Genomic DNA, 19,418 nt, shown 5'->3' with positions numbered 1-19,418 from the left:
CCAACTACCGCCTATGTCCCACCTATTGACACCTCTGTTTCAGGAGTTTTACGTTCCATGGCATCTGAGAGCGCTCTCGGACGCCCTTTCCCGTGATGACTTCGAGGTGCCGTCCATGCCAGCCACCCGCACCAGACCAGCTGCCGCGCTGATCCTGGTCACCGCCCTGGCCGCATTCGGCCTGGGCCCGGCCGCCACTCCGGCGGCGGCCGCCACCATCCCCGTAGGCTCTGGCAGCTACTCCGACACCCGCCCCGCCGGTACGTCAGGACCGACCACCAACACCGGTGCGCCGGTCACCCCCAAGCTCACCCCCGCAGCCAAGGACAAGCCGGTTCCCACCAACGACTGGTGGTCCTCGCTCGCCTTCCAGCGGTACGGCGACAACCCGTACTCCACCCCCATGTACGGCCACCCGCTCACCTACCAGGCCACCGCCGGCGGACTCGACATCGGCTACCCGACGACCGCCGCGATCGTCGGCGACGGCCGGCAGTACGAGTACGCGCACAAGCGCGACCTCACCCTCGGCCTCACTGGTCTCAACTCACCCGACACCAAGGCCGACGACTGGTCCGACTGGACCGTGACCCCCTCCTGGTCGGACGGCGCGCGCACCCTGCGCACGACCATCGGCCACGGCCTGCCGTTCGTATACGCCAAGGGCTCCGGCGCGGCCGCCCAGATCACCACAGCCGCGGCGCCCACCGTCTTCGCCGACCAGGGCAATGTCCTCGGCATCACCGTCGCCGGCCACCACTACGCGCTGTTCGCCCCCACCGGCAGCGACTGGACGGTCTCCGGCTCAACGATCACCGCGGGCCTCGGCGCCAAGGACTACTTCTCGCTCGCCGTGCTGCCCTCGACCGACGCGCTCGCGACGTACAAGAAGTACGCCTTCAGCTTCGTCACCGGCTCCAAGGCAACCTGGAGCTACACCGGCGGCACCGTGCAAGCCACCTACAGCCTGACCACCGAGGCCAAGGAGGGCACCGAGCGCGGCACGCTCCAGGCCCTCTACCGCCATCAGTGGCTGCACACCGCCGACCCGCTCACCGCGTACACGTATGTCTCGCCGCGCGGCACCATGAAGGTCCGCGAGGCGGCCTCCTTCTCCACCAGCCAGAAGGCGTCCGGGGTGCTGCCCGGACTGCCGAAGACCAGCGCGGTCGACCAGGCCCGGCTGAAGGGCTATCTGGACCAGGTCGCGAACGACCCCAACCCGTTCAAGGACTACACCGACACCTACTGGACCGGAAAGGTGCTCGGGCAGCTCGCCCAGCTCGTGCCGCTCGCCGACCAGATCGGTGAGACCGCCACCCGTGACAAGCTGCTCGGCCTGATGAAGGGCAAGCTCCAGGACTGGTTCACGGCAGGGGGCGCGAACGAGTTCTCGTACGACAAGGACTGGAAGACGCTCACCGGCTACCCGGCCTCGTACGGCAGCGACACCGAGCTCAACGACCACCACTTCCACTACAGCTACTACGTCTACGCGGCCGCGGTCGTCGCCCAGTACGACCAGGCCTGGGCCGCCGACTCGGCCTGGGGCGGCATGGTGAAGACCCTGGTGCGGGACGCGGCCAACCCCAGCCGCACCGACACCGCCTTCCCCTTCCTGCGCGGCTTCGACGTGTACGCGGGCCACAGCTGGGCCTCCGGGCACCAGGGCTTCGCCGCGGGCAACAACCAGGAGTCGTCGTCGGAGTCCATCAACCTCAGTGCGGGCCTTGTGCTGTGGGGATCGGCCACCGGCGACAACGCGCTGCGCGACCTCGGCACGTATCTGCTCACGACCGAGTCCGAGGCGATCGCCCAGTACTGGTTCGACGCCGACGAGCAGGTCTTCCCGTCCTCCTTCGGCCATGACACGGCCGGCATGGTGTGGGGCAGCGGCGCGGCGTACGCCACCTGGTGGACCGCCAACCCGGAGGAGATTCACGGCATCAACGCCCTTCCGGTGACCGCCGGTTCACTGCACCTGGGCGGCAACAAGACCGCGATCCGCCGCAATATCGCAGAGATGGAACGGGAGAACGGCGGCCCGGCCGTCGAATGGCGCGACATCCTCTGGGAGTTCCAGTCGTTCGCCGACCCGGCGGCCGCGAAGGCCAAGTGGGACGCGGGCAACGCCGGTTACACCCCCGAGCAGGGCGAGTCCAAGGCGCACACCTACCACTGGATCACCACGCTCGACGCGCTCGGTGCCCCGGATGCGACGGTGACCGGGGACATCCCGAGCTCCGCGGTGTTCACCAAGGGCACGGCACGGACCTACGCCGCGCACAACTACGGCGCCACAGCCCGCACGGTGACCTTCTCCGACGGCAAGACGCTCTCCGTACCGGCGCGCTCGACGGCGACCGGCACGGGCACCGGCGGAGGCGACCCGGATCCGGACCCCAATCCCCAGCCGCCGACGGGCAACACCTTCCAGCTCCGTACAGGAGGAGTGCTCACCACCGCCACGGGCGGCACGGCGGGCAGTGACACGATCGCCTCGGCGGGCGGCGCCAACTACGACGGCACGCCGCACCAGCCGCTCGTCTACGAGATCAAAAACATCAACGGCACTCTCACCCCGGGGGCGGCGACCGCGTTCCGCCTCCAGCTGGACGCGGGCACCGCGGTCGGCCTGGGCCAGCAGGCCCGTGTCAGCTACGACTTCACGGGCGACGGCACCTTCGACCGGGCCGAGACCTACCAGTACTTCGCCACCGACCCGGTGACCGGCTGGGAGGAGTACGCGCAGTCGCGGGGCCTGCGATCGGCGACCGGGAGCCTCGGCAACCTCAGCGGCGGCACCGTACGGCTGGAGGTGTGGGGTGCCATCGGCAACGGCACCGCCAGGCTCCAGACCGGCACGGCCACGTCGGTGCTGGTCATCCCGTACAGCTGATGCTGGGTGCGGCGGGTCCCGGTCGCTCAGGCCGAGGCTCGTCGCACCAGTGTCGTCGGGGTGATCACGGAGGCGGGGGCGCCGGACCCCGGCTCGCTCTCGTTCAGCACCCGCATCAGCAGCCGGACCATCAACCGGCCCATTCCCTCGATGTCCTGACGGATCGTCGTCAGCGGGGGATCGGTCGACTCGACGACCGAGGCCATGTCGTCGAATCCGACCAGTGCCACATCCTCGGGCACCCGCCGTCCGCGCTCGCGCAGCGTCCGCAGCGCGCCCGATGCCATCAGATCGTTGGCGGCGAAGACGGCGTCCAGGTCCGGGCGGCGGTCGAGCAGTTCCGCCATCGCGCGGGCGCCGCTCTCGGCGGTGAAGTCGCCCTGGCGGACCAGCCCAGGGTCGGCGTCGAGCAGAACGTCGCGGTAGCCGTCAATACGGTCCATCGCGGACGTCTGGTCGCGCGGGCCCGCGATGTGCGCGATCCGCTCGCGTCCCAGGGAGACCAGATGCCGTACGGCTTCGCGGGCGCCCCCGCGGTTGTCGCAGTCGACATAGGGGACGGCGGACTCGGCGGTGGCGCCGGGCCAGCCGGGGCGGCCGCCGAACACGGTCGGGACCTTCACCCGGCGGATGATGGAGGGCAGTTCGTCGTCGTTGTGCAGCGAGAAGGCCAGCGCGCCGTCGACATGGCCGCCGCCGAGATAGCGGGCGATCCGGTCGTAATCCCCGGGACCCTCCACCCAGAGCAGCACCAGCTGGGAGTCGTACGCCGTCAGCTCACGGCTGATACCGCGCACCTGCTGCTCGAAGAAGGGGTCCGAGAAGATCCGGAACTCCGGCTCGGCGATGATCACGGCGACCGCGCCGTTGCGCCGGGTGACCAGAGTGCGCGCCGCGTGGTTCGGTACGTATCCGAGCTCCTCGACCGCCTGGCGCACCTTGTCGACCAGCGGCGGCCTGACCCCCGCGCCGCCGTTGACGACCCGCGATGCCGTGGCCCGGGAGACACCGGCGCGGGCGGCGACGGCTTCCAGAGTGGGGCGGGACCCAGTGGTCTGCTCGGGCAAGGCGGACGCTCCTCGTCTGCTTCATTCAGCCGCGTGGGACGTACAGGATATCCGGTCCCCGCGAGCTGCTGAGAGCGCTCCCACCCGAGGCGGGCAGCGCCGCCGTCCCGGCCCGGGACGACGGCGCCGCACGCCCGTCCTCAGTGGTGGTCGTGATCGTGAATCGTGTTCGTCGCGGCGATCTTCTTCCACGACGTGGGCCGGCCGTGCTTCACGTCCGCCCGCTCGATCCGCGCACCCGCCGCGGCCGGGGCGCCCGGCTTCGACGGCTGGTAGAGCCAGGTGTCGAACAGCCCGGCGAGCGGCTTGCCGGAGATCTTCTCGGCGAACTTCACGAAGTCGCCGACCTTGGCGTTGCCGTAGGCGTGCTCGGCCGGCCAGCCCTTGAGGATCGCGAAGAAGTCCTCGTCGCCGACCTCGTTGCGCAGCGCCTGCAGCGCCAGCGCACCACGGTCGTACACGGCGATGTCGAACTGCTTGTCCGCGCCCGGGTCGCCCGGCTTGACCGTCCAGAACACGTCGTCCGCCGGGTGCTGGGCGTAGACCCAGTCGGCGAGCTGCTGCGCGGTGCCCTCGCCCTCCTTCTCCGACCACAGCCACTGGCTGTAGCGGGCAAAGCCCTCGTTGACCCAGATGTCCTTCCAGCCGTCGACGGAGACGCTGTCGCCGTACCACTGGTGGGCCAGCTCATGGACGATGACGGAGACATTCGCGCCGTTCGCGAACTGCCGCGGGCTGTAGAACGGGCGGGTCTGCGTCTCCAGCGCATAGCCGCTCGTCACATTGGGGACATAGCCGCCGAGCGCGTTGAAGGGGTACGGGCCGAAGATCCCGGTCAGCCACTCGGCGACCTCTCCGGTCCGCTCGACGCTCGCCCGCGCCGACCCCGCGTTGTCGCCGAGATCCTTGCTGTACGCATTGAGGATCGGCAGCCCGTCGGCCGTCTTGTCCGTCGTGATGTCGAACTTCCCGACCGCGAGCGTGGCGAGATACGACGCCTGCGGCTTGTTGGAGCGCCAGTTGTAGCGGGTCCAGCCCAGCTTCGACGTCTGGGACTGCAGCACGCCGTTGCTGATCGCCTGGGTGCCGTCCGGCACCAGGACGGAGATGTCGTACGTCGCCTTGTCCAGCGGGTGGTCGTTGCTGGGGAACCACCACACGGCCGAGTCCGGCTCCTGCGCCGCCACGCCGCCGTCCGGCGTGCGGTGCCAGGCGGTGTAGCCGCCGATGTTCAGCTCGGACGGCTTGCCCGCGTAACGGACCACCACCGAGATGGACTTGCCCTTCTCCAGCGGTGCAACAGGAGTGATGACCAGCTCCTGGTCGCCCTCCTTGGCGAACGTCGCCTTCCTGCCGTTGACCCGGACCTCGTTGACCTTCAGCCCGAAGTCGAGGTTGAAGCTGCTGAGGTTCTGCTGGGTGGTGGCGAGGATCGTCGCCGTGCCCTCCAGCAGATCGGTCGTGGGCTGGTAGGTGAGCCTCAGGTCGTAGTGGGATACGTCGTATCCGCCGTTTCCGCTGGCCGGGTAGTAGGGGTCGCCGATGCCCGGGGCGCCCGGCGCGGAGTCGGCGGCCGATGCCGGGATCGCCAGCAGCAGAGAGGCCGCGAGCGCGCTCGGGACGATGAGTCTGCGGTGCACGGATGCTCCAAGTCGTAGGGACTGATGATCTCTTGGACCCTATTCAGACCCGCGGCCCGCAGTCAGGAGCGCAGCTCGGCCTTTCACATGATCGCCATTCGGCCGACATGAACCCGGGTGTCCCTCTCGTCACTTTGATGCCCTGATTGCCCCCTGTTGCAAGGGAGTTGGCCGGAGTACCTTCCGCCCATGCCGATACGTGCGCGGAGCACCCGCCTGACGTACAGATCGCTGGTGGTGGCGGCTTCGGCCGCCCTGATGGCCATGACCCTGGCCCCGACGGGCGCCCACAGCGCGCCCGTACGGGAGAGCAGGCCCGTCTACTCGTACGAGAACGCGATCCGTGAATCCGTCTGGGTGGACACCCGTCTTGACGGCGACGGTGACGGAAAGACCGACCGTGTCGCCGTCGACATCGTCCGGCCGCGCGAGCCCGCCCAGCAGGGCCGGAAGATTCCCGTGATCATGGACGCGAGTCCGTACTACTCCTGCTGCGGACGCGGCAACGAGAGCCAGAAGAAGACGTACGACGCGAACGGCAACGTTGTCCAGTTCCCGCTCTACTACGACAACTTCTTCGTCCCGCGCGGCTATGCCTTCGTCGCGGTCGACCTTGCCGGCACCAACCGCTCCGACGGCTGCGTGGATGTCGGCGGCCGCTCCGACATCCAGTCCGCGAAGGCCGTCGTCGACTGGCTGAACGGCCGGGCCCGTGGCTACACCACCCGCACCGGCAGCGCGCCTGCCAACGCGGGCTGGACCAACGGCGACACCGGGATGATCGGCAAGAGCTACGACGGCACGATCGCCAACGGCGTCGCGTCCACCGGCGTCGAGGGGCTGAAGACGATCGTCCCGATCGCCGCCATCTCCTCCTGGTACGACTACTACTTCGCCAAGGGCGCCCCGCTCTACGACTCCGGACCCGAGTGGCTCTCCGACTATGTCGAGAGCCCCGAGGCCCGCGCCCGCTGCCAGGCCGTCCAGAAACGGCTGGTCGACGAGGCGCCGCGGACCGGTGACCTGACCCGGTTGTGGAGCGAGCGCGACTACGTACGGAACGCGGACAACGTCCAGGCCAGCGTCTTCGCCGTGCACGGCAAGCAGGACCTCAACGTCCGCACCAAGCACTTCGGCCAGTGGTGGGACGCCCTCGCCGACCAGGGCGTCGAGCGCAAGGTCTGGCTCTCGCAGACCGGGCACGTCGACCCCTTCGACTTCCGCCGGACCGAGTGGACCCAGACCCTGCACCGCTGGTTCGACCACTATCTCCTCGGCTACGACAACGGCATCGACCGCGAGCCGATGGCCGACATCGAGCGCGCTCCCGACCAGTGGTCCACCGACCGTGTCTGGCCGCCCCGGGCCACCGGCACCACCAGCCTCCGGCCGGGCAAGGGCACTGCCGCGGGCGTCGGCACACTCGCGCTGACCCCCGCACGCCGGGGAGAGACCGAGACGTTCACCGACGACCGGACGCTGGACGAGACCGACTGGGCCGCGGCGATCGACACCTCAACACCCGCCAAGGCCGGATTCATCACCAAGCCGCTCGGCCGCGATCTGCGGATCTCCGGATCGTCCAAGGTGACGATCACAGCGACCCCGTCCACGACCAATGCTCATCTCTCCGCGGTCCTCGTCGACCTTGGGCCCGACAACATCCGCGACTACGCGGCAGCGGGCGAGGGGATCACCACCCTCACCGAGCGCACCTGCTGGGGCGCGAGCACCCCAGGCGACAGTCCCTGCTTCAAGGTGACCAAGGCGCGCACGGCCGCCGTCGACTACACGGTCTTCAGCCGCGGATGGGCCGATCTCGGCAACTACGCCTCCGACGCCAAGGGCCGCCCGCTGACCCCCGGCACGGCGTACACGATCACCCTCGACCTGCATGCAAGCGACCATGTCGTCCCGGCCGGGCACCGGCTGGCGCTGATCGTCGGCGGCACGGACAGGGATCTGATCGACCCGCCCGCGAGCACCCCGACGCTCACCCTCGATCTCGCCCGTACGTCGGCGAAGCTGCCGATCGTCGGCGGCGCCCCCGCCTTCGTACGCGCAACCACCGGCTTCCAGGCGTCTGCCGCCCCGCGCGAGCCGCGCCTGAGCGGTGTGGCCGAGCCGCGCAGGATCCGCCCGATCCCGGGAGGCAGCGCTCGATGATCCCCCGTATCCGCACGCTGGCCCTCACGGTCACGGCCGCGGCGCTCGCGCTGCCGTTCGTCTCCGCCCCGGCGGAGGCGGCGCACAGCGTGCCGCGCACCGGCTTCGAGACCAGCAACGGCGCGAACTGGACCAGCCGGCCCGAGGAACAGACCTTCCTCGCCGCCGTCGACCGGGGCAGCGACCGCGTCTCGGTCGGCCGGATCGGGACGACGAAGCAGGGCAGGCCGCTCCAGCTCGTGCGCATCGGCGAACAGCACGCCGTGAACACCGTGCTGCTGATCTGTACGCAGCACGGCGACGAGCCATCGGGCCGGGAAGCGTGTCTGACGACGATCCGCGATCTCGCGTACGCCAGGGACAGCGACACCCGCAGACTGCTGTCCCGTACGAGGATCCTCGTCGTGCCCACCGCCAACCCGGACGGACGGGCCGCCGACACCCGCGAGAACTCCGACGGCGTGGACATCAACCGCGACCACATCGCGCTGAAGACCGCCGAGGCGCGGGCCATGGCCGCCGTCATCCGTGACCAACACCCGGACGTCGTCTACGACTTGCACGAGTACGGCGCGACCCCTCCGTACTACGACAAGGACCTGTTCGACCTGTGGCCGCGCAATCTGAACACCGACGCCAGGGTCCACGAGGAGTCGCAGACACTGTCGCAGGACTATGTCCGCCCGGCCGCGCACGAAGGCGGCTTCAGTACGGGCACCTACGGCATCTGGACCGACCCGGTCACCGGCGACCCCATCAAGCAGACCGCGGGCGACGGCCAGGAGCGCATCCTGCGCAACGCCTCGGGCGTCAAGAACGCGCTGGGGCTGCTCATCGAGAGCCGCGTCGACCCCATGACGCCGGAGGAGAAGGCCGATCCGGCTCTGAACAACCGGCGCCGCGTCGACAGTCAACTCGACGCCCTGGGCGGTCTTTTGACCTTCGCCGACGAACGGCGGGGCCGGATCCGGGCGGTGACCTCAGCGGCCCGGCTGGCCGGATTCAAGGACCGCGGCCCGGTCTATCTGGGCGGCGCCGACAACGATCCGGCGACCACGGAGGAGACCCTGACCGATCCGCCGTGCGGCTACCGGCTCGACGCCGCGCAGTACGCGGACCTCAAGGACGAACTGGCCCTGCACGGCGTCGCGTCCAGACCGGACGGTGACGGGGCATACGTGCCGCTGCGGCAGTCCCAGCGCGAGCTGATCCCGCTGCTGCTCGACTCGCGTGCGACGTATCACCTCACGGCGGGGCAGGCGGTGAGCGACTGCTGAGGCCGATGGCACGCATCACGGGTCGAGGCGCGTTGCGTTGATCAAGTCGGTTAAAGTTACCGACTGGTACTGACCAACCGACCCCTCAACGGGGGTGCACGACCATGCACTTGGAGAATGAAATGCGTCGTACAACCACGCTCGCGGTGACCGTGGCGATGGCCGGCGGACTGCTGTTCGCGGCCGCGCCGGCCCAGGCCGCCACCAGCGGCACTCAGGCCGTTGCGATGTCCGGCGGCGTCATCACCTGCCACCCCGAGGAGCTCCGCCAGGAGGCCGCGCAGACCGAGCGGGCGGCGCAGCGGGCGCGTGCCGCGGGGAGGATCGAGGAGGCCAGGCGTCTGTTTGCCAGGGCGGACGCGCTCCGGGCCAAGGCCAAGCAGTGCGAGGACGCCGACAACAACGCGTAGTCCTGGCTCACGGTGTCGCCCGCTCCGGTACGACCGGGGCGGGCGTCGCTGTTCAGTGCACCAGCCGGGCGGCCGGTACGCCCCAGGGCGGGCGGTGACCGTCCGGTCAGCGCGCGGCCAGCGCCGCGGCCGCCTCCGCGCAGCCCCAGGCGACCGTCACCCCGGCGCCGCCGTGACCATAGTTGTGGACCAGCAGGCCCCCGCCCGGCAACTCCTCGGCCTCGATCCGTACGCCGCTCGTCCGCACCGGGCGCAGACCCACCCGGTGTCCGAGGATCCGCGCCTCCGCGATCTCCGGGCGGATGCGCGCACAGCGCGCCACGATCTCCTCGGCCGTCGCCGGATCCGGCGCGAGCCGCCAGTCGTCCTCCTCCGCCGTGCCGCCCAGAATCAGCCGGTCCGGCTGCGGGAAGAAGTACGTCGTCGTCGCCGACGCACGGTCGGCCGCGGTGAACCACTCCTCGATCCCCGGGTTCTCCACCAGCACCAACTGCCCGCGCACCGGACGCAGTCGACCGTCACCGGCCAGCTCGCGCGCGCCGAGCCCGGTGCAATTGACCACGACCCGCGCCCTCTCCGCCGCCTCCGCGAGGGAGTTGACCGCACGGGTCACCACCGAGCCGCCCGCGGCCTCCAGCCGCCGCCGCAGCCAGCCCAGATGAACAGGCATGTCGATCAGCGGGAGCCTGGCCCACAACCCGCCCGCGTACCCCTCGGGCAGCTCGTCTGCCCGCGCCTCGCGCAGCCCCTCCACCTCGGCGGCCCACGGCCCAAGACCCGACAGCCGCTCATGGGCGTGCACGCCCGCGACCAGGCGCACGCCCGTCCCCTGCGGGCGCGCTGCCAACTTCTCGTACACCCGCAGCGAGGCCAGCGACCACGCGCCGGCCAGCTCCAGTGGCTCGACGCGGTACGGCCACCACAGCGCGCCCGCCACCGCGGACGTGGTCTCCTGCGGCGCGTCCCGCGTCCACACCCGTACACGGCGGCCACTCTCCGCAAGCACGACCGCCGTCGTCAGCCCGATGACCCCGCCACCCACCACCAATACATCGCCGCTCATGGCGGGACCGTAGCCCAATGGCGGCTGCCGTGCTCAGAACACGTCACAGGTGGGGATACTCACGACATGTCTGCCGTGTACGCGACCTTCGGGCTGGCACCGGCGATGCGGGCCGGGGGAGTCCTCGCGGATGGTGGCTACCAAGTGCACCGGGACTTCATGGACTTCATCGTCGACGGGCGGCCGCTGCTGTTCCAGCTCTGTGACCTCGACGCCGTCTCTCCGCTGGCCTCCGACGTACCCCCGGCGATCTTCACCGCCCAGCTGCGCACCCTGCTGCTCGAAGCCCCGGCGCCGCTCGCGGACGGGCGGTGCGTGATCTACGGATGCCCCGAGTGCGAGGGCATCGAATGCGGTGCGGTGACCGCCGTCATCGAGCGCGACGGGGAGGACATCGTCTGGCGGGACTTCGCCTGGCAGACTTCCGACACCGCTGACCTGGAGCTCAACGGCTACCGCGGAATAGGGCCGTTCCGCTTCCGCGGCGAGTCGTACCGCGCCGAGCTGGAACGCCTGCTGCCGGACGGTGACGCTGCCGCGCCGCCGCGCCGCCGGGTCCTGCTCATCGGCGCACGCGTCGCCGTCCTGGCCAGGCTGGCTGCGGCCCTGCGGTCCATCGGCATCGGCGCGGACATCACGCAGGACGCGTCCGGCGTCCCCGTGGAGGAGCTGCTCGGCTACGGCGCGGTGGCCTTCGGACGCGCGGTCGGCGAGCCGGAGCGCGCGGCGATACGGGCGGCATTCGAGGCGGCGGGCGCGGAGGCCGCGTACGTGGACGGGCTCGCCCCGATCGTTCCGCTGCTGGTCGCCCAGATAGAACACGCCCTGGACCGCGGCCCGTTGGAGCTCCGCAGACTCACCCGGCTGACGGCGTCCGGTGGGATGGCGTGCGTGGAGGTGACCTCGGCGTGCCGGGTGCAGCTGGTGGCGTACCGCCTGGACCGGCTGTACCGGACGCACACGAGGGAGGTGTTCGACGGGCTGCTGGAACCGGGCGAGCACCGGATTGCGGTGGACGGGCGGGCGGTGAAGGGGCGGTCGTTCCTGGTGGCGCGGACGATGGGGGGCGTACTCGTGGCGCCGGTGGTGGGGTGAGGGCTGATTTCCCCCACCCCGCCCCTTCCCCTAGCTGGGCAGGGCCCCAGACCCCCGAGTAAGCGTCACCGGGGGCTGCGCCCCCGGGCCCGGGGCGCCTGCTTGCGCAGCGCCAGGGGCGACCGGGGCGCTGCGCCCCCGAAAGCCGGGGCTCCGGGCAGCCGCGGCGCTGCATAGCCGGTGCCGTTGGGTGTGGGGCTCCGCGGCGCGATGGGCGCCGGGAGTAGCAGCTCCGGGCAGCGGCCCGCACCGCGCCGCGGCCCACCCCGCTCCCGCCGCTAGGATCACCCATCTGATGACTGCAACCCTCGTCGCCAAGGACCTCGCCGCCGGACACGGCGACCGCTCGCTCTTCTCCGGGCTCGACCTCGTCGTCGCCCCCGGCGACGTGATCGGCCTCGTCGGAGTCAACGGCGCCGGCAAGTCCACCCTCCTGCGTCTGCTCGCCGGGCTCGACCGGCCCGAGCAGGGCGAGCTGAGGCTCTCCCCGCCCAGTGCCACCGTGGGCCACCTCCCGCAGGAGCCCGAGCGGCGGGCCGGCGAGACCGTACGGGACTTCCTCGCCCGGCGGACCGGTGTCGCCGCCGCGCAGCGGGCCATGGACGAGGCGACCCAGGCGCTCGTCGACGGCGCGCCCGGCGCCGACGACGCGTACGCCGACAGCCTGGAGCGCTGGCTCGCCCTCGGCGGCGCGGATCTCGACGAGCGTTCCGAGGAGGTCGCCGACTCGCTCGGCCTGACCGTCGGGCTCGACCTGCCGATGACCGCGCTCTCCGGCGGCCAGGCCGCCCGCGCGGGCCTCGCCTCCCTGCTGCTGTCGCGCTACGACGTCTTCCTGCTCGACGAGCCGACCAACGACCTCGACCTGGACGGCCTCGACCGGCTCGAGACCTTCGTCCAGGGCCTGCGCGCCGGGACGGTCGTCGTCAGCCACGACCGCGAGTTCCTGACCCGCACCGTCACCAAGGTCCTCGAACTCGATCTCGCGCAGCAGCAGATCACCCTCTATGGCGGCGGATACGCGGCCTATCTGGAGGAGCGGGAGACCGCCCGACGTCATGCCCGCGAGGACTTCGAGGAGTATGCCGACAAGAGGTCGGCGCTCGAAGGCCGCGCCCAGATGCAGCGGTCCTGGATGGACAAGGGCGTCAAGAACGCCCGCCGCAAGGCGACCGACAGCGACAAGCTCGGCCGTAAGTTCCGCAGCGAGGCGAGCGAGAAGCAGGCGGCGAAGGCCCGTCAGACGCAGCGCATGATCGAGCGTCTCGATGAGGTGGACGAGCCCCGCAAGGAGTGGGAGCTGCGGATGGAGATCGCCTCCGCGCCGCGCTCCGGTTCCGTCGTCGCCACCCTGCGCGGCGCCGAGGTCCGCCGGGGCGACTTCACCTTCGGCCCGGCCTCGCTCCAGATCGACTGGGCCGACCGGGTCGCCATCACCGGCGCCAACGGAGCGGGCAAGTCCACGCTGCTCGCCGCCCTGCTGGGCCGCATCGACCTGGACGCGGGCCACGCCTCGCTCGGCTCGGGCGTCGTGGTCGGCGAGGTCGACCAGGCCCGCGGACTCTTCTACGGCACCGAGACCCTGCTCGACGCGTTCTGCGCCGCTGTCCCGGACACAGAGCCGGCCGAAGTGCGCACTCTGCTGGCCAAGTTCGGCCTGAAGGCCGACCATGTGCTGCGCCCTGCCACCACGCTCTCGCCAGGCGAACGCACCCGCGCCGCACTCGCGCTGCTCCAAGGGCGCGGTGTCAATCTCCTCGTACTCGACGAGCCGACCAACCATCTCGATCTTCCGGCGATCGAGCAGCTGGAGTCCGCGCTCGACTCGTACACCGGCACGCTGCTGCTGGTCACGCACGACCGCAGGATGCTCGACGCGGTCCACACGACGCGCCGTATCGAGGTGGCGGCCGGCAAGGTCACCGAGGAGTGATCGCCTTCGAATGGGGCCCCGCGGGCGCACGCCGGCTGGCCCCGGGTGCGGCCTGTCTCGTCGTCGTGGACGTGCTGTCCTTCACGACGTCGGTGAGCGTGGCCGCGGACGCGGGCATGCGTGTCTTCCCCTACCGCTGGCGCGACGGGAGCGCGCGGGCCTACGCGACGAGCGTGGACGCCGTTCTGGCGGTGGGCCGCCGCGAGGCGTCGGAGTCGTCCCCCTGGTCGCTCTCGCCCGCGGCCCTGCGCCGGGCACCCTTCACACCGCGTCTGGTGCTGCCCTCTCCGAACGGCTCGACGATCGCCGCGGAAGCGGGTGCTGCGACGGTGGTGGCGGCTTCCCTCCGTAACGCGGACGCTGTCGCACAGTGGCTGGCGGCCGAGGACTACGGGACCGCGGCCCGCCCGCTCGCGGTCATCGCCTCCGGCGAGCGCTGGCCCGACGGATCGCTGCGGCCCGCACTCGAGGACCAGCTCGGCGCGGGCGCCGTCATCTCGGCCCTGCGTGCCCTCGGGCGCTTCGAGCTCACCCCCGAGGCGGCCGTCACCGCGGCGGCATGGGAGTCCACGGCTGATCCTGCCGCGGCGGTGCGCGCGTGCTTCTCCGGCCGCGAACTGATCGAGGGCGACCTGGCGGGCTTCGCCGAAGACGTCCGGATCGCGTGCGAGATCAGTGTCTCGACGGCTGTCCCGGTCCTGATGGACGGTGCCTTCGCCGCACAGCCCGCCGGGTGAGCGGACTCTGACGTCGCGTCACCTGTACGTCCCGGGAATGTTCCGGGCCTGCAACAGCGGAACTTCGCCCACAACCTTCGGTGCCCCGCACCGATCTACTCCAGTGACCAGCCCACCTAATGGGCGCAAATCATGAAAACGGGGTACACCGAATGTTCCGCTCCTTCAGTCCTCTCGCCAAGCGTTCTGCTGCCGCCGCTGCCGTTCTCGGCCTGGGCCTCTCCCTCGCCGCGATCTCCCCGGCAGCCGCCGCGCCCACCACGGACGTGAACGGCCGCTACACCGCGAAGGAGATCCACACCTTCCTGGACCGCTTCTACGGCGAGCACGGCCCCTCCGTCGCGGACCGCAAGAACAAGGTCTCCGACCTGCTGAAGGAGAAGGCGGCGGCCAACCCCGGATTCGACGTGATCCTCTGCGCGCAGAACGAGCCGCAGTCCATCGACATCGGCAAGGTCACCACCGCGCAGTCCGCACGCGTCGGGTGGGCGACCGTGACCACCCACTGGGGCGACCACGGTGAGGTCACCGCCCAGCTGCGTGCCTACGTCGACCTGGACGGCAAGCAGCCCCTGAAGCTCCTCGACGTCGACTGCTCGCCGGAGAGCTGACCGCGCTCCGTACCGATGCGAAGGGCCCCGCCACCGAACGGTGACGGGGCCCTTCGCGTTGTCAGCGACGCCGATCGGGATCCGTGAGACCCGCGCGCCGCAGCGCGTCCGCCATCGCGCTGTTCGCCGGCGGCGGCGCCTGGCGGTCACCGCCACGGTCCCCTCGGCCGCCCTGCTGACGGCGCTGCTGCTGCGGCGGACGGCCGCCGCGCTCACCCCGCTCCCGCTGCTTCGGGCCGCCGCCCGACTTCGGGGCGGCCTCGTCCTCGAGGCGCAGCGTCAGCGAGATCCGCTTGCGCGGGATGTCGACGTCGAGGACCTTCACCTTCACCACGTCGCCCGGCTTCACCACGTCCCGCGGGTCCTTGACGAAGGTCTTCGACATGGCCGACACATGCACCAGGCCGTCCTGGTGGACGCCGATGTCCACGAAGGCACCGAAGGCCGCCACATTGGTGACCACGCCCTCCAGGATCATCCCGGACGCCAGGTCGCCGATCTTCTCCACGCCCTCCTTGAAGGTGGCCGTCTTGAAGGCCGGTCGCGGGTCGCGCCCCGGCTTCTCCAGCTCCCGCAGAATGTCCGTCACCGTCGGCAGACCGAAGGTCTCGTCCACATAGTCGGCCGGCTTCAGCGAGCGCAGCACCGGCGCGTTGCCGATCAGCGAAGCGACCTCCGAGCCCGCCGTCTTCACCATGCGGCGCACCACCGGATACGCCTCCGGGTGAACGCTGGAGCCGTCCAGCGGGTCGTCCCCGCCCCGGATCCGTAGGAAGCCCGCGCACTGCTCGTACGCCTTGGGGCCGAGCCTCGCCACATCCTTCAGCGCCTTGCGGGAGCGGAAGGGGCCGTTGGAGTCGCGGTGCGCCACGATGTTCTCGGCGAGTCCGGTGCCGATGCCCGAGACCCGTGAAAGCAGCGGTGTGGACGCGGTGTTGACGTCGACGCCGACGCCGTTCACACAGTCCTCGACGACCGCGTCCAGCGAGCGGGAGAGCTTCACCTCGGACAGATCGTGCTGGTACTGGCCGACACCGATCGACTTGGGGTCGATCTTGACGAGCTCGGCCAGCGGGTCTTGGAGACGGCGCGCGATGGAGACGGCGCCGCGCAGCGACACATCGAGGCCGGGCAGCTCCTGCGAGGCGAACGCGGACGCGGAGTACACGGACGCGCCCGCCTCCGAGACCATCACCTTGGTGAGGCCCAACTCCGGGTGCTTGGCGCACAGTTCACCGGCGAGCTTGTCGGTCTCGCGGGACGCGGTGCCGTTGCCGATCGCGACCAGGTCGACCGAGTGCTCCTTGGCGAGCCGCGCCAGCTTCGCCAGCGACTCGTCCCACTTGTTGGCCGGGACGTGCGGATAGATCGTGTCGGTGGCGACGACCTTGCCCGTCGCGTCGACGACGGCGACCTTCACACCCGTACGGAAGCCGGGGTCGAGTCCGAGCGTCGCCCGGGTGCCCGCCGGTGCGGCCAGCAGCAGATCCCGCAGATTCGCTGCGAAAACCCGTACCGCCTCGTCCTCGGCCGCCGTGCGCAGCCGAAGCCGCAGGTCGATCCCGAGGTGCACCAGGATCCGGGTCCGCCAGGCCCAGCGCACCGTGTCGGCGAGCCACTTGTCGCCGGGCCGGCCGCGGTCGGCGACATTGAAGCGCCGGGCGACCATCGACTCGTAGAGGGAAGGGCCAGGCTGCTCGGACGGCTCCTCGGGCTCCAGGGCCAGGTCGAGGACGTCCTCCTTCTCGCCGCGGAACATGGCGAGCACCCGGTGCGACGGCAGCTCCTTGAACGGCTCCGCGAAGTCGAAGTAGTCGGCGAACTTGGCGCCCGCCTCCTCCTTGCCCGCGCGCACCTTCGCCGCCAGCCGCCCGCGGGTCCACATCCGCTCACGCAGCTCGCCGATCAGGTCGGCGTCCTCGGAGAAACGCTCCGTCAGAATCGCCCGCGCGCCGTCCAGCGCCGCGGCGGCGTCCGCGACGCCCTTGCCCTCGTCGACGAAAGCGGCTGCGGCCGCCGACGGCTCCACCGACGGATCGCCCAGCAGCCCGTCGGCGAGCGGTTCGAGACCGGCCTCGCGCGCGATCTGCGCCTTGGTGCGCCGCTTGGGCTTGAACGGCAGATAGATGTCCTCGAGGCGCGCCTTGGTGTCGGCCGCCCGGATCTGCGCCTCGAGCTCGTCGGTGAGCTTGCCCTGCTCACGTACGGACTCCAGGATCGCGGCCCGCCGCTCCTCCAGCTCCCGCAGATAGCGCAGCCGCTCCTCCAACGTGCGCAGCTGCGCATCGTCGAGCATCTCGGTCGCTTCCTTGCGGTAGCGCGCGATGAACGGCACGGTCGACCCGCCGTCGAGCAGCTCGACGGCCGCCTTCACCTGCCGCTCCCGTACGCCGAGCTCCTCGGCGATCCTGCCTTCGATGGACGTCGTCACGGTTCCCCGACTCGCCTTCTCATGCTGGTCGTGCTGGCTGTGCTTGAGAGTGCATTGTGCCGGGTGGCCGGGTCCCGTGTCGCGCGCCGCAGCGGACCCGGTGCGCCCGGCGGGCGGAGTCGGACGTCAGCCCTTGCTGCTGAGGTCCGCGGGGAAGGCCCCGGCGGACACCGCGAGAGTCAGGAAGCCGCGCGCCAGCTCGGTCAGCCGCTCGACACCCTCGGCGCCCAGATGTTCGTACGGAGCCCGGTCGATGCGGTCCGTGTGATCTTCGAGCCCGGCCCGCAGCTGTGCGCCCCCCTCGGTCAACTCGCCCTCGGCGTCCAGCAGTCCGCGCTCGCGCAGCCGCTCCTGCGCGGCCTCCCAGTCGGTGCGCCGCCAGCCGCGCGTGGACAGAATCCAGCGCGGCGCCGCGCCCTTGCCGGTCGCGGTGTGGCTCACCATCGCTTCGAGGGGATCGAGCTCTGCGGAGAGCAGGGCGGCGAGATGGCCGTCGCCGCGGTGCTCGCGCAGCAGGGTCGCGGCATGCCAGTACGCGAGATGGGGCTCGGTGGGGACCGGCAGCTCGGCGTGCGCGGCATACAGCGGCCGGGCGTGCGGGGTGCAGGCCTCGGTGGCGCGCAGCGCCAGCTCGGCGGCCTCTGCGAGCTCCTTGGAGGCGATCGCCTCGTCCCCCAGCAGCCGCCGCAGCGTGCGGTCGACGATACGCAGCCGGGCGTCGAGCACCGCCTCGGGTGACGCGGTGTCCCACACGGCGGGCAGATGCCGGGCGATCAGCTCGTGGTTGAAGTTGTAGAAGGTCGCAGCGACCGTGCCCGGACCGACAGCCCCCATCGCGGCCCCGCGCGCGGCGAAGTAGGCGGCGCGCTCGTCCTCGATGCCGAGCCGCGCGTACTCCGCCGCGAAGTCCGGCGAGAAGTAGAGCGTCGAGTGCATCGGGTTGAGGGCGTGGTGACAGTGGCGGCCGGCGCGCGGGGGCAGAGAGCTCATACGAGTCACGTTACCGACTGGTCGGTACGTGGTGAACCCGGGTGCCGCCGAGCCGAGTCCTCCATGGCAGGAAAGGTGGGCTCCTCGTCATTGCGGACACATCGCGGGCCGCGAAGGATGGAAGCCATGACAGAGCGATCCGTGCTCGTCGTCCTCTTCGACGACATGCAGAGCCTTGATCTGACGGGTCCCGTGGAGGTGTTCGCGGGTGCCGCCAAGGTCGTCGGCGACCCGGCCGCGTACCCGATCCGCACCGCATCGATCGACGGCGCGCCGATACGGACCTCCAGCGGGCTCACGATCGTCCCGGACAGCTCCCTGGCCGCCGCGACAAGGACGCACACGCTCCTCGTCCCCGGCGGTGAGGGCACCCGCCGCCCCGACCCCAGGGTGATCGACTGGCTCCGCGAGAACGCCCCGCACGCCGAGCGCCTGGTTTCTGTCTGCACCGGAGCGCTGCTGCTCGCCGAGGCAGGGCTCCTCGACGGCCACCGGGCCACCACGCACTGGGCCACCTGCGACCATCTCGCCCGCCGCTATCCGGCCGTCGACGTCGACCCGCACCCGATCTTCGTACGCGACGGAAAGCTCTCCACCTCCGCCGGTGTCACCGCGGGCATCGACCTCGCACTCGCCCTGGTCGAGGAGGACCACGGCCGGGATGTGGCGCTCACCATCGCCCGCCATCTGGTCGTCTTTCTCCGACGCCCGGGAAACCAGGCGCAGTTCAGCGCCCAGCTCTCCGCACAGACCGCACGCCGGGAGCCGCTGCGCGAGGTTCAGCACTGGGTCACCGAGCACCCCGACAGCGATCTGTCGGTCGAGTCACTGGCCGAGCGCGCGCGTCTGTCGCCGCGGCACTTCGCCCGCGCCTTCCAGGCGGAGACCGGCATGACACCGGGGCGGTATGTCGAGCGCGTACGCATCGAACACGCGCGACGACTCCTGGAGGACACCGCCCGCGGAGTCGAGGAGGTCTCACGGGCCTCCGGCTACGGCACGCCCGAGGCCATGCGCCGCGCCTTCGTCAAGACCTTCGGCACCGCACCGGCGGAGTACCGCCGCCGCTTCCACGCACCCACCCACTGACACGCACGCA

14 protein-coding genes are annotated in these 19,418 nt (G+C 70.9%); 9 read left to right on the top strand and 5 right to left on the bottom strand.

Annotated elements, in window-relative coordinates; genetic code table 11:
* Positions 1 to 115: 115 nt before the first annotated feature.
* A complete protein-coding gene (locus ABZS64_RS20780) occupies positions 116 to 2,899 on the top strand; it encodes a glycosyl hydrolase (RefSeq protein ID WP_355831442.1) in 2,784 nt (927 codons plus the stop codon).
* A gap of 26 nt (positions 2,900 to 2,925) precedes the next feature.
* Here the strand turns inward: ABZS64_RS20780 and ABZS64_RS20775 are convergent, their stop codons facing one another.
* The gene (locus ABZS64_RS20775) at positions 2,926 to 3,966 is read right to left on the bottom strand and encodes a LacI family DNA-binding transcriptional regulator (protein ID WP_355831440.1); all 1,041 of its coding nucleotides are present in this window, start codon (positions 3,964 to 3,966) and stop codon (positions 2,926 to 2,928) included.
* Positions 3,967 to 4,106: 140 nt separating this feature from the next.
* Positions 4,107 to 5,606, bottom strand: a complete 1,500-nt coding sequence (locus tag ABZS64_RS20770) for a M1 family metallopeptidase (RefSeq protein ID WP_355831436.1) — start codon at positions 5,604 to 5,606, stop codon at positions 4,107 to 4,109.
* Positions 5,607 to 5,795: 189 nt separating this feature from the next.
* Here ABZS64_RS20770 and ABZS64_RS20765 point away from each other — a divergent pair, with 189 nt between their 5' ends.
* From ABZS64_RS20765 to ABZS64_RS20755, 3 genes are all read left to right on the top strand, one after another.
* Complete coding sequence (locus ABZS64_RS20765; RefSeq protein ID WP_355831433.1) at positions 5,796 to 7,772, top strand: Xaa-Pro dipeptidyl-peptidase; 1,977 nt, start codon at positions 5,796 to 5,798, stop codon at positions 7,770 to 7,772.
* Positions 7,769 to 9,049 (top strand): M14 family metallocarboxypeptidase, encoded by a 1,281-nt coding sequence (locus ABZS64_RS20760; RefSeq protein WP_355831430.1) that lies wholly within the window; start codon positions 7,769 to 7,771, stop codon positions 9,047 to 9,049. The genes ABZS64_RS20765 and ABZS64_RS20760 overlap by 4 nt, the downstream gene beginning before the upstream one ends.
* Before the next feature lie 122 nt (positions 9,050 to 9,171).
* The gene (locus ABZS64_RS20755; RefSeq protein ID WP_355831427.1) at positions 9,172 to 9,459 is read left to right on the top strand and encodes a hypothetical protein; all 288 of its coding nucleotides are present in this window, start codon (positions 9,172 to 9,174) and stop codon (positions 9,457 to 9,459) included.
* 106 nt (positions 9,460 to 9,565) lie between these two features.
* On the opposite strand, the gene ABZS64_RS20750 is transcribed toward ABZS64_RS20755, so the two are convergent.
* On the bottom strand, positions 9,566 to 10,522 hold the full coding sequence (locus ABZS64_RS20750; protein WP_355831424.1) for an FAD-dependent oxidoreductase: 957 nt from the start codon (positions 10,520 to 10,522) through the stop codon (positions 9,566 to 9,568).
* 66 nt (positions 10,523 to 10,588) lie between these two features.
* Here ABZS64_RS20750 and ABZS64_RS20745 point away from each other — a divergent pair, with 66 nt between their 5' ends.
* The 4 genes from ABZS64_RS20745 to ABZS64_RS20730 all read left to right on the top strand — a co-directional run bounded on the left by ABZS64_RS20745 (position 10,589) and on the right by ABZS64_RS20730 (position 14,898).
* Complete coding sequence (locus tag ABZS64_RS20745; RefSeq protein WP_355831422.1) at positions 10,589 to 11,617, top strand: oxidoreductase; 1,029 nt, start codon at positions 10,589 to 10,591, stop codon at positions 11,615 to 11,617.
* A gap of 295 nt (positions 11,618 to 11,912) precedes the next feature.
* Positions 11,913 to 13,550 (top strand): ABC-F family ATP-binding cassette domain-containing protein, encoded by a 1,638-nt coding sequence (locus ABZS64_RS20740; protein ID WP_355831419.1) that lies wholly within the window; start codon positions 11,913 to 11,915, stop codon positions 13,548 to 13,550.
* Complete coding sequence (locus ABZS64_RS20735) at positions 13,547 to 14,287, top strand: 2-phosphosulfolactate phosphatase (RefSeq protein WP_355831416.1); 741 nt, start codon at positions 13,547 to 13,549, stop codon at positions 14,285 to 14,287. Before ABZS64_RS20740 ends, ABZS64_RS20735 begins: the two co-directional genes overlap by 4 nt.
* 152 nt (positions 14,288 to 14,439) lie before the next feature.
* On the top strand, positions 14,440 to 14,898 hold the full coding sequence (locus ABZS64_RS20730) for a hypothetical protein (protein ID WP_355831413.1): 459 nt from the start codon (positions 14,440 to 14,442) through the stop codon (positions 14,896 to 14,898).
* 61 nt (positions 14,899 to 14,959) lie between these two features.
* Here the strand turns inward: ABZS64_RS20730 and ABZS64_RS20725 are convergent, their stop codons facing one another.
* Positions 14,960 to 17,329 carry a Tex family protein gene (locus ABZS64_RS20725; protein WP_355831411.1) on the bottom strand — a complete coding sequence of 790 codons (2,370 nt, stop codon included), beginning with the start codon at positions 17,327 to 17,329 and terminating at the stop codon, positions 14,960 to 14,962.
* 126 nt (positions 17,330 to 17,455) lie between these two features.
* Positions 17,456 to 18,319: a hypothetical protein gene (locus ABZS64_RS20720; RefSeq protein WP_355831408.1), complete on the bottom strand. Its 864-nt coding sequence runs from the start codon at positions 18,317 to 18,319 to the stop codon at positions 17,456 to 17,458.
* Between the two features lie 126 nt (positions 18,320 to 18,445).
* Between ABZS64_RS20720 and ABZS64_RS20715 the strand changes: the two genes are divergently transcribed.
* Complete coding sequence (locus ABZS64_RS20715) at positions 18,446 to 19,408, top strand: GlxA family transcriptional regulator (RefSeq protein ID WP_355831406.1); 963 nt, start codon at positions 18,446 to 18,448, stop codon at positions 19,406 to 19,408.
* The last annotated feature ends 10 nt before the right edge of the window (positions 19,409 to 19,418 follow it).

Origin of the sequence: Streptomyces sp. NPDC005408, from assembly GCF_040606445.1 — a bacterium.
In the GTDB taxonomy this organism is placed as follows: domain Bacteria; phylum Actinomycetota; class Actinomycetes; order Streptomycetales; family Streptomycetaceae; genus Streptomyces.
This window is presented reverse-complemented; position numbering and strand designations above follow the sequence as displayed.